The organism is Vibrio sp. 1S139 (assembly GCF_041439475.1).
Classification (GTDB): Bacteria; Pseudomonadota; Gammaproteobacteria; order Enterobacterales; family Vibrionaceae; genus Vibrio; species Vibrio crassostreae_C.
The window spans coordinates 1-11,345 of record NZ_JBGOOD010000091.1; the positions used below are offsets into that span (position 1 = coordinate 1).

The following is an 11,345-nucleotide window of genomic DNA, read 5'->3' on the forward strand; positions in this document are numbered from 1 at the left end:
GAGTCGGTATTCTCAGAGATCTTTAATGCATCTTCTATTTCAACACCAAGATAGCGAATGGTATTGTCGAGTTTTACGTGTCCGAGCAATAATTGAACCGCACGTATGTTCTTTGTCCGTGCATAAATGAGTGTTGCTTTCGTTCGACGCATTGAGTGAGTACCATACTGATATGAGTCGTAGCCAAGTTTTGTTGCCCAACGACGAATGATTTTTAGATAACGGCTATAGCTCATGGATTTACCCTGCTTTCTGGAACTAGGAAACACGTAATCTGACGCGGTAATTTGGCTTTTCATGATCCACTGTGCTAACGATTGTGCTGTACGGGAAGTGATCTCAAACTGCACCTCTCGCCCCGTTTTACTTTGACTGTAGAGCACACGGTCTTGAATAACACCGCCAGAGGATATGTCTCTCACTTTCATTCTAAGTAAATCGCATGATCGTAACTTGCAATCTATGGCTAGATTCAGCAAGGCGAGTTCCATGATGTTTTCTTCGATTTCGAGCCGAGTACGAATTCGCCATATGTCTTCAAGTTTGAAAGGCTTTTTCTGCCCAGTTAGATGACCTTTCTTCGTCCACATAATTGACCTCCAGTCTAACTTTAGAAGTGGCCTTAGTAAGGTTAGTGGATGGTATACAGAAGAAGTGGTGCTGGTAATTAAGAAGATGCTTGACGGTTGGTTGTGGCTACTCTAGTCTCGCTTTCCTTCTTGGTGCCTTTTTTAAATCCGTCCAAGACTTTCGATGAGGCATCGTGAGGAAGAATAGAGGACGTTTTGTTCTCTTTGGCGGCTTTTGTTCCATTCTAATGCAGCGATTGGCAGGATTTGCAAAAGCCGCTTCTTGCTAATAGATAGCATTCATCGTTTAAGGCTTTGTTTATATATCTTTCGCAATGTAGAACGATTCATTCCAAGCATTCGTGCGGCTTGTGCCTGATTGCCTCGGGTATGCAGCAAGAGCACTTCGACAATCGTGCACTTCACTTCTGGTAGTAATTGGCTGAGATCGGGCGCTGCATGCTTTTTATCTGCAATACCTGTCAATTCAAGCTCTTGTTTCACACATTGAACCACCTCATCCTGCGTTATCAAGGTCGTCATACTTTTTTCCTCTTACTTTTTTCTTCTTTGAACGATGTATAGCAATGTGCGATTAAGAACCCTTGTTGAGTTTTGTAAGGCAAACCAGAATTACCAATGTTGATCCTTTTTCGCCAGACTACAAGTGTCTCTAATGAGCTCGCAGCGTTCATTTTTCGCTGTATTTTTTCGAAGTATCCGTCAAAGCTCATGAATTAAGCGCAGCTGTATAGAAAATGAATAAGCTCGGAGTCCGAATTAACAGGAAAGTTCCCTAAATCTTTTGCTGATTGGGATGAGAGTAATATCACAGTCGTTGTAGGCAGAGTGCTCATCCGTGCCATAGATTAAGATTATTTCTCTTACCGCGATAGCCAAGAGCCTTATTGTTACCTGAATCACACTTTTACAAGGTCTGACGTGCAAGGTTGAAATCACAAAATAACGCCCCCTTCCTTTGCTTTAAAAGCGCGAAAAGTGCTTTGAAAAGGGAATAGCGTGCAATTCACTACCGCGAATCACTTTTTCCCAGCATAAAGAATAAGCGCCTTGATTCACTTCATTGCTACAATCTCCCGTTATTTGGTCAAGGAAACGGCAGCAATGAATCCCCTGCAACAAGAGCACTCAACACAAGCTTATCCTCGAATTGGTAAAATTCACGAAATCCACTCAGACAAAACTCGCGTTAAGATCGATTTTCACGGGAATCCGATCGGTCAGCCTATATGGGCGGTCATAGGCCGAGCGTTTAAAGCTTCTGACATAGATCTCGCTATTGATAACCAATTGAACTGCCAAATTAACTTTATGGATGGCGATCTGAGCCTTCCTATCCTTGTTGATATCTTCACCTCTTTACTAGATGAAGACCTATTGATACTTCGAGCTAAAAAAATGGTTATTCAGGGTGAAGAAAGTATCACCTTACGCTCAGGAGAGACGCAAGTGTCAATGACGGCGAAAAGTGGCACGGTAAAAACCACCGCCCAGAACATCAATACATCGGCAGATAAACTACAAAAAATTCAAGCGACAAAAGTACGCTTAAACTGAGGTTAAGGAAAGCACAATGGCAGCAACAATTGGCGCAAATGGTCTTAGTATCGTTCATAAAGGCTCAGGCGGTGAAGCTACCGCATCGGTCCCCGACGTTTGTTTAACCACGGTAGGCAAAGCGACAAAAGAAATTCCCTACGGTAACAACGCAAAGTCGTCTGATTTAGTCGATGGCTCAACTAGTGTTACCGCCGATGGCGGCAACAGCATCGCGCTGCAAGGCAGCAAGTTTAGCACCAGCACCGGTGATGAAGGCGGGGACAAGAAAGGCGTCAGCTCAGGAACCATCAACGGTGAAGCGCAGTTTGTGACGTCGTCGCCTAACGTGCTGATTGAAGGTCGAGGGGTGGCGCGTCAAAGTGACCAAATGACCATGAACAATGGCAATACCATGTGCTTTGGCGTGCAAAATCCATCGGTCACCGTAGAGGAAGATTTAGAAGAAACCTTTATCATGGATGTCTGTGTTCGACATCCCAACGGTCAACGCTTGGTGAATGCGCCATTTAAACTGTGTGATGAGCATGGCTCGACAGTATATGAAGCCACGCTGGATGAAAAAGGACGCAGTGATGCCGACCCTCTTAAAGGGGGCAAGGTCAAACTTCTGGTCGAAGAGTGTCAAGACCCGTTTGTGGTGTCTCCTATTCGACGTGAGAATCCTCGTCATGTAGACAGCCAGTCGGACGATGATTTTTTCAATATCGCTTCCAAAGGCCAGCGCGGCTTTTGGCAGCCAACCAGAATCGAGACCGTTGGTACGGCTTGGGGCAGTATTGGTCAAACGTTGAGTAGCGATCGCTATTTCCAAGACATGGTCAGTGCCGAGGTCATTCAGCACTTTACCCATTATCACCCAGATACGACATTCGATGTATCAAAGACCTGTGATGCACTCATTGGCAACCTTGACCAACCCTTGCCGCATACCACCGAATCGCTGCTCGCTTATACCCTGCCTCAAGTACTAGAAGAAGGGGAGCTACTGTCGGTACTGCTGAGGCTATCGCCGCATGAGACCACAGACCGAATGCTGGCGTACATGCGTGCGCGAGGTAAAGGCAACCCACAAACCTATTTGGCTGGCTATGATTGGCAAGCGGCAGAAAAGCGCATCAATAGTGAACTCGATGCGCTGCTTAACAAGCTGAAAAGTCGTTTAACCTTCTTACGTGATGAAGCCAGCAAACTGCAATACGCGTACCTGTCTGAGGATGTGTTCGATAAGCACATTGATACGTTAAGCTCGTACATGAAGCAGTTACCTGAGCTTACTGCTGGCGTGTTCAGTAAAATGCAAACCAAAGCCAGCGAGCTTTTAGCGAACACAGATAACGTAAAGGTCATCAAAGCGGCAGACGACTTGCATTCCATAGAGAGTGAATCGATTGAAGCCGTTGTCAACACCACGAAAACCATCGACACGGTGGAGCCATTCATGAATGAAGTGGCTGGCGTGATTGAGAATGTCATTCCGATTTATCCGGTGCGTTATGGCTACGCGAATTTCTTTGACGAATTGATGCCAGCGCAAGCCCCGCCGAGCATGACAGAAATGAGTAGTGCTACCGGGCTGAAAGACACCGGTGGCTACCTGCTTCGCCTTCTGCGTGAGGGTTGGTTGTACATCAAAGAAGAGAGCGAAGAAGAGACCGCGCCTTTCCACATATTCAAATATGCGCAAACCCAAACGCCGACCGGTGTGATTGAAAAGTTTGAGAAATACTATTTCACCAATGAAGAAAACGCTCAAGAGGGATTAACGCTCGATACCTCATCGGGTTCCACTTTCTATCCTTTTGCATTTGTGACGCCGAAAGCGAAAAAAGTCTCCATCGTTTACTCTGAGCACGAATGGTCTGCCGCCATCATTGATAACATGAACGGCGATGAAGAGTTGCGTAAAAAAGCGATGCAGCAGGTGGATTTGAGTACGCCGCAAACCGAGTTTAGCCAAGCGGCAACGCAAGACAACCTCAGCACCTTGGTGGAAGATTACCGCAACAACGATGAAAAGTGGTTGGCAGATAAAGACAGCGTGAAGCCTATGGCACACGGGCTTGATCTCGCCACCACCACACTAAGTTATCACCTTACGGCTGAAGGCATTGTAGAAACCATGCAAAAAAGCCATAGCGAGCATAAAGACGGCACATTGGTGGCTTTGTTTGATCCAGTTGGTCGTCAGCGTGATATCTCAAAAGTTATCTCGAAAAATGTCGCAGAGCAACAAGCCTATGTCAATGTCAACAAATACCCTTTGACGATTGGTCAGTACGCACAGTCATGTATTGAGAGTGATATTCCAGAAGTCAAGAAAGCAGCGGAGGAGAATCTAGCGATAGAGGAACTTCGAGAATACTTGAAAAAGAATAAAGAGAACATAGACAAGAGTAAAAGTGAGCGTGAGAAGCTACTTGACTTAATGGACTACTTTGTAGCGGGTAAAGGCGCTGAAGATGAGATTGGCTCGCTCACTTGCTATCTAAGACACTACTTTGATATTCGTCAGCAAGGCATTATCGATCCTGCTGCTGAGATGGGTAAATTGCTGCTCCTTCTAGGGTCGCTTTTTGAAGGCGTGACCGCAAGTGAAGAAGGCATTAAAAGCATGGATAGATGGGTTGGTGAAGCCTTTCATACAGAAGAACTCACCCCATTAGATAAGGTGTGGGGAGTTTCTCTGAAGGCCATTCAGATCGTATTTCTTCAGCCCCAAGATCAAATAAATTGGCATCATGCTGTTCCTCCAGTATTAACTTCGATAGGTAATTACTTGGCTCGTATACAAGCTGAGTTCACTTATGGCACTAAGTTACTGGGAAATTCTGGGTTAGAGTGCTTTTATAGAGCAACCTTACCATCATTATTTGATGCCTTATTAGGGGTTCGGTTTACGGGGAATCGACTCAACATGGCGCTCGATGACATCGAAAACGTAATCGATAAACAAACAAGTCAAAAAAACTTAATCAAATCAAACGTGCAATTTGGAGAAAAGCTGCTCAATTGGTCTGAAATGAAAGCAAACCAAGCAGAGCAACGTATTTTCGAATTACTGGAAGCTGAGCCAACTGCATCAGCACCTGAATGGCTCAAAAAGCTGGCCGATAGGCTCCCTACCAAAACACTTCTCCATTTCGCACAAGAAAGTGCAGGTTTAGGGCTGACCTATTGGTCGTATCAAGCAAATGTGAATACCATCAATGATCTTTTGGCTCAAACACAATTCGATACACTCGACCCCGTCAATGATGACAAAGAATATGCGTATCGTACGGTGAAAATGTTGTCCACGCTCGCGGCGATCACGGCAGACAGTATTACTCTCAGTCAGTACAGTGCCAAGGGAGTAAATATTGCAGCACGTGAAGCTGAGAGAGCACTTCTTGCCCTTCAAAAGCAGTTACCAAATATGAGTAAGCAGTTAGCTGAAAAGCTCGGAGTGCGCAGTTTACAAGCTTACAGTCAGCGTCTAGATACGCGTCTAACAGCAGCGCCGATAAAAGGACTTGTTGTCGGTGCAAATGTGGCATTAGCCTTCACTTACTTCTGGGACGCATTTACTAGTGACAGAGCGGGTACTGACGGAGCTCGGTTAGGCTATGTTGTTGGTGGTGTTTCAAGTATCTTGATCGCATTTTCTGTCATCGGTGGCCCTGCTGGTGCCATATTATTCGCAGTTGGTCTCGTTGGCCTCCTATTTAGCGCACATCAGATTGACCGATTTGGCAAAAATAGTTTCGAAAACTTGCTCTACAGCTCTTTCTGGGGGACCAGTGAGTATTACCCGTTTTGGAGTGATTTTAAAAAGCAAGACAAAATTGATACTGTTCAAGAGAGAATAGATGTTATTAGCGCTGTGGTATCTAATAACAACAAGGCTGTGACATCTGATAACATTAAATACTTTGATGCCGCACTGAACATCGAGTCTCAGGAGTTTTTAAACTACTTTTACGCACCAAAACTCACTATTGTGGACAGCAGTATTCGTCCATATGGCTCAGAGCCGTATCGATACAAGCTCTGTTACGAATTCGTCTTGCCGGATTTTAAAATGAACGTATCTCAACTGCATGGTTCGATTTATCGTGAACTGGATGACGCCAAATACGCAGCTTACTCAGTCCCTGAGCCCGATAAGGCCATGACCGAAACCTTCAGGAGTGCGTTGGCGGCGGCATTTGAAGATAGGACGTTATGTATCGCCAAAGAAGACGGTCTGCATGTCACGATCAATGTCGAGTTTTCGCACCGGGCTCGCCTGATCTGGTGTTACGAACCGACACCAAACACTGTTGTACCAAAACGCTATTTAACCAACAGCGGCTACATAAGCACGAGTCAAATAGGCATGCTTGATGAAAAACCAAACACTACACCTTGGGGAAAATAATGAATCGCGGCTCTAGAGGAATATTCACGACAAAAGCGCAACCTTTTTCAAAGTGGTGGGCGCAATTTCGAGCAGAGGTGATCGTTGTTCCGATGGAAGACCCACTCGAACCGTTTATGACGGTCAATGATAACCTGTTGACGTTAAGGACTGGCTATCATACTCGCCGTAATACCATTGTCGTGCCATGGATGTTGATGCTAACCGTATTGACCCTGTATTTTATCTACGCCTCCAGCTATAAATATGATTTTGAGTCTCACAAAGCTCAGGCTGCGCGTATGATTGACTTCCACAGAGATAGAGCCCCCGATTACAAACGATGGATTCTAGATGCTCAAAAGACTGGTGATACAGAAGAAGAAGCGTATTATCAACGAAGGCTAGCTGAGAATGAAAAGCAAATTCAAGGCTACAGCATCTATTTTGAGCAAGACGGTGACGTGACATTGTTTACTCATATGAGAGCGCTTAAGCAACTAGGGAAATTAGATAGTTTTCTCTCGACGACAGGCTTCCTTGCACTCATGTGTGCTTTATCTTTAGGTATGTGGCTGCTTTTCTTATTGAAACCTCAAGACGCGGAAGTTTACTTTGATAGAAACAGGCAAATTGTCTACTCGTGGCGGCATGGAAGGGTTGGCGCGGCGTCATTTGACAAAATGGGTATATTAGAAAATCACCTTGGCTTAAATATCGTATTGCAGTTTGAGAACAAAAAACAAACGGGCTATAGACCGATGGGGATCGTGGGCATTGATATCGGAAAGCTTTCTTTTCATCGAGAAAGCGATATGACTTACCCATTAGCTCAAATCTTAGCGTTTATGGAACATGGCAAAGAAGCAGTGATTACAGGTGAGTCATTTACAAGGGAGCCAGCAAAATACTTCTTACGCAAGGATAAAAAGCCGGATAACTTTGAACAACGTGTTGAAGCAGTTCTTGCTGCTCAAAATGATCTCGTTTCCCACTACCAAACGAATCGGGTAAAAGGTCATGCGATTTAAGGTTTGAGAACAATCTCGTTAAGGTTAGTTAGTGCGGTAGGACTAACTTACCTTTACTCATCTTTCGGAATGTATATTCACAATACCTAAATATAAAGTCACGATTAATATTATGGACATGTGTGGCGTGTATAGACAATAGCCACACGTGTCGTCATGTTCGAAAACAATAAAGGGGCAAAAGTGTTTTAGCTTACCTGCCCCGTATTGAACAATATGAACGCGCAAATATAAGCGGTGAGATCGATAGCTTTACTCAGCGGTATTCCTGCACCATGGTTCGCATTGACATCAGTACGAATCATCACAGGCGCACCACCTTGATGCTTGTCTTGAAATTAACGATACAAAGATTTGGTCGACTCTCTCACAATTAAATCAATCGGAGGCAACCTTGCTTCATGTCGCTCGCCAGATAACAAGTTCAAGATCGACTGAGCACACACTTCACCAATCTCTTCAATTGGCTGCCTTAATGTTGTTAACGCGGGTGTGAAATACTTCGACGTTGGTAAGTCATCAAACCCAATCACTGACACATCTTCTGGCACTTTATAACCGTGATCGTGTAGCGCCTTAATCGCCCCGTAAGCGGTTTGGTCGTTAGCAGTAAACAAGGCGGAGAAGTGAACCCTAGATTCTAACTCTTGAATGCGTTTTTCTAATGCTTCGATATCAGTATCAGCAGCAAAAGAAGAGAGTGAAGCAAGCGAGGCCGCCACTGCGACTGTTATTGGCAAAAGCTTAAATTTTTGCATTGTAATTCCCTATTATTTTTTTGAGTTTTCATCGAACAGGGAAATATTAAGCAATGAAAGCGTTGAAAAGTTGGTTGCTGTTCACACTGATAAATCAGCCTAAATGCCATGAAACTTTTAGAAAATCCATGACGAAAACTACTGATTTTAGATCAACAGGTTATAGTGAAAAATGCGTAAAATATCAGCTTGAAATCGCTTTCATTTCATCAGTAATGGTGGCGGCTATCACGTAAAAGGGTGCCGAAAAGCAAAGAGAACGAGGTGTGAATTTGATTGGTTTTCATATATATGAAAAACCTCAAAATCTAAGGCAGATTTTGAGGCTTTTTGGTCTGAGTTAAATACCCAGTTATCTAAAATCAAGTATTCGCTAAAGTGAATCTAGGGACTCAATCCCCATATTGAACAATGTAAATGCGTAGATATCTGCAGTGAGATCGATCGCTTTACTCAATGGCATTCCAGCACCATGCCCTGCATTTACATCAATACGAATCATCACGGGCGCACTACCTTCATGCTTATCTTGCAGCTCTGAGATGAACTTATAAGAGTGAGCCGGTACTACGCGGTCATCGTGATCAGCGGTCGTCACCAATGTTGCTGGATAATCCGTGCCACGCACCACATTATGAACCGGAGAATAGCCAAGCAGATATTCGAACATCTCTCTGTTCTGCGCGGATGTGCCATAGTCGTACGCCCACCCTTCGCCAGACGTGAATGTGTGGTAACGCAACATGTCCAACACCCCAACAGCAGGCAGAGCCACTTGGAACAGCTCAGGCTTTTGTGTCATACAAGCTCCTACCAGCAAGCCTCCGTTAGAACCGCCGCGAATCGCCAACTTATCGCTACTGGTGTAGTTTTCTTCAATTAAGAACTCGGCAGCAGCAATGAAGTCGTCAAAGACATTCTGCTTTTTCTGCTGAGTTCCCGCTTTGTGCCACGCCTTACCATACTCACCACCGCCACGCAGGTTCGGCACCGCATATACGCCACCCAGTTCTAGCCAACTGCCAACCGTGCCCGAGAAAGAAGGCGTTAGGCTAACGTTAAAGCCACCATAGGCGTACAACATGGTTGGATTATTGCCATCTAACACTAATCCCTTCTTATAAGAGATAAGCATCGGAACCTTGGTGCCATCCTTCGAGGTATAGAAGACTTGTTTAGACTCAAATTGATCCGACTCAAACGGAGACTCAGAGCGTTGGTAGATTTCAGAATTGCCTGATTCGACATCGAAAGAGAAAATCGTTGGCGGCGTTACATAGTTGGTAAAGGTGTAATAAAGCTGAGTTTGCTCGTTTTTTCCACCTAAGCCACTGGCCGTTCCCAGCCCAGGCAAATGAATTTCACGAACTAGGTTACCTTGGTAATCCAACTGCTCAATCTTAGACACCACATCCACCATGTAGTGAGCAAACAAGTGGCCACCACCCGTGCTGATATCCAATGGCTGTGGCTTTTCAGGGATGATTTCGAGCCATTTCCCATCGCGAGTACCAAAGCTCACCACCTTGCCATTAGGCGCATCAAGATTCGTATATAGAATGAAGGTCTCATCTTGGTTATCGATGAGATAAATGTCGCTATCCACATGATCAATCAGCGTGTTCAGCTGTTGTTCTGGTGAGTTTAAATCGATATAGAACAGTCTATTACCCGATGTCGACTCTCGCCCTAGAATGATCAAGTAACGGTCGTCTTCGGTGGTATAGCCTGATACATAGCGGTGCTGCTCAGCGTTGTTCTCACCAAAGATAACTTTGTCGCTAGCTTGCTCTGTACCCAACTCATGGAAGTACAGCTTGTGTTGCTCAGTACGAGCAGAGAGTTCACTGCCGTCTGGCTTGTCGTAACTAGAGTAATAAAAGCCGCGATTACCCAACCAAGAAATACCAGTAAATTTGGCGTCAGTGATTTCGGCTTCAAGCTGCTGTTTAGTCTCGGTATCAATCACGAAGATCTTACGCCAGTCGCTACCACCTTCAGAGATGCTGTATGCCACTAAGCTGTAATCTTTCGAGAACGAAACTGAGCCCAATGATGTGGTGCCGTCTTCCGAGAAGGTATTCGGATCTAGGAAGACTTCAACCTGTTGCCCCTCTTTCTGACGATAGAGAATACTGTGGTTCTGCAGACCATCATTCTTATAGAAATAGGTATAATCACCTCGCACAAACGGCTGCGAGCTCTTTTTGTAGTCTTGTGCTTTTGCCAGTCGCTCTCTCAGTTCCGCGCGATACGGGATTTGAGCGAGGTAATCAAACGTGATTGCGTTTTGACTCGCCACCCACTTCGCGGTCTCGTCACTTCTGTCGTCTTCTAGCCAACGATATGGGTCTTCGATTATCTGACCAAAGTAGTCATCGCTGACGATCTGTTTATTGGTGATTGGATATGGATACTCTTTTAAATAGCTCATCGTGATCCTTATTAAAAATAGTGAGAAATCGTCAAGTAGCGCGTTCTGATATGTTCAATCAATAACTTAATCTTGTTTGGTGGCTGGCGAGTAAAAGGGTACACCGCATAAATTCCCAACTTTTTGCCTACCAAATCAGGGAAGATATCCACCAGCTGACCATTGCGAATGTCGTGATAAACCAGACAACGTGGTACGTACGCCACACCATGCCCACCCAGCGCCGCTTTTCTTAACGCGGTCGCATTGTCAGTCGAAAAAGAGCCCGCAACACGCACGATATATTTGTCATTGTCGGTACAGCCATCTTTACTATGCAGAAACTGCCATTCGCTAGCACCCGTTGTTTGATAGGCGTATTGCAAGCAATTGTGCTGCACTAAATCTTTAGGCAGCATCGGCTTACCATTCTTAGCAATATAAGACGGCGAAGCGCACACCACCCATTGTGAATCCAATATATGACGAGCAATGAGGCTTGAATCTTCCAAGTAGCCGGTTCGAATCACCAAATCGAGACCATCCTCAACCAAGTCGACAAAGCGATTATTCAGAGACATATCGACCGTTAAACCTGGGTGCATATTACAAAAC

At 44.9% G+C, this 11,345-nt stretch carries 8 protein-coding genes; 3 read left to right on the plus strand and 5 right to left on the minus strand.

The genetic code is table 11. The features are described from left to right. Together ACED46_RS20175 and ACED46_RS20180 are read right to left on the minus strand one after the other, a co-directional pair. The coding region (locus tag ACED46_RS20175) for a tyrosine-type recombinase/integrase (RefSeq protein ID WP_085343577.1) at positions 1-590 on the minus strand (590 nt) is incomplete at its 3' end. A 279-nt stretch (positions 591-869) separates the two neighbouring features. Continuing rightward, positions 870-1,112 carry a helix-turn-helix domain-containing protein gene (locus ACED46_RS20180; RefSeq protein ID WP_104036867.1) on the minus strand — a complete coding sequence of 81 codons (243 nt, stop codon included), beginning with the start codon at positions 1,110-1,112 and terminating at the stop codon, positions 870-872. Positions 1,113-1,694: 582 nt separating this feature from the next. Between ACED46_RS20180 and ACED46_RS20185 the strand changes: the two genes are divergently transcribed. From ACED46_RS20185 to ACED46_RS20195, 3 genes are read left to right on the plus strand one after another with little or no spacing between them, the layout of a single operon-like run. Further along, positions 1,695-2,147, plus strand: a complete 453-nt coding sequence (locus tag ACED46_RS20185; RefSeq protein ID WP_371722279.1) for a hypothetical protein — start codon at positions 1,695-1,697, stop codon at positions 2,145-2,147. A gap of 16 nt (positions 2,148-2,163) precedes the next feature. Continuing rightward, complete coding sequence (locus ACED46_RS20190) at positions 2,164-6,549, plus strand: toxin VasX (protein ID WP_371722280.1); 4,386 nt, start codon at positions 2,164-2,166, stop codon at positions 6,547-6,549. Beyond that, entirely contained in the window at positions 6,549-7,559 is a 1,011-nt protein-coding gene (locus ACED46_RS20195) for a hypothetical protein (protein ID WP_371722281.1), read from the plus strand. Before ACED46_RS20190 ends, ACED46_RS20195 begins: the two co-directional genes overlap by 1 nt. A gap of 338 nt (positions 7,560-7,897) precedes the next feature. Here ACED46_RS20195 and ACED46_RS20200 read toward each other — a convergent pair whose 3' ends face one another. The 3 genes from ACED46_RS20200 to ACED46_RS20210 all read right to left on the minus strand — a co-directional run. Next, entirely contained in the window at positions 7,898-8,317 is a 420-nt protein-coding gene (locus ACED46_RS20200; protein WP_371722282.1) for a substrate-binding domain-containing protein, read from the minus strand. Between the two features lie 373 nt (positions 8,318-8,690). Beyond that, positions 8,691-10,751: a prolyl oligopeptidase family protein gene (locus tag ACED46_RS20205; RefSeq protein WP_371722283.1), complete on the minus strand. Its 2,061-nt coding sequence runs from the start codon at positions 10,749-10,751 to the stop codon at positions 8,691-8,693. An 11-nt stretch (positions 10,752-10,762) separates the two neighbouring features. Beyond that, positions 10,763-11,345 (minus strand): substrate binding domain-containing protein (locus ACED46_RS20210; RefSeq protein WP_371722284.1); only part of this gene is annotated, 583 nt, incomplete at its 5' end.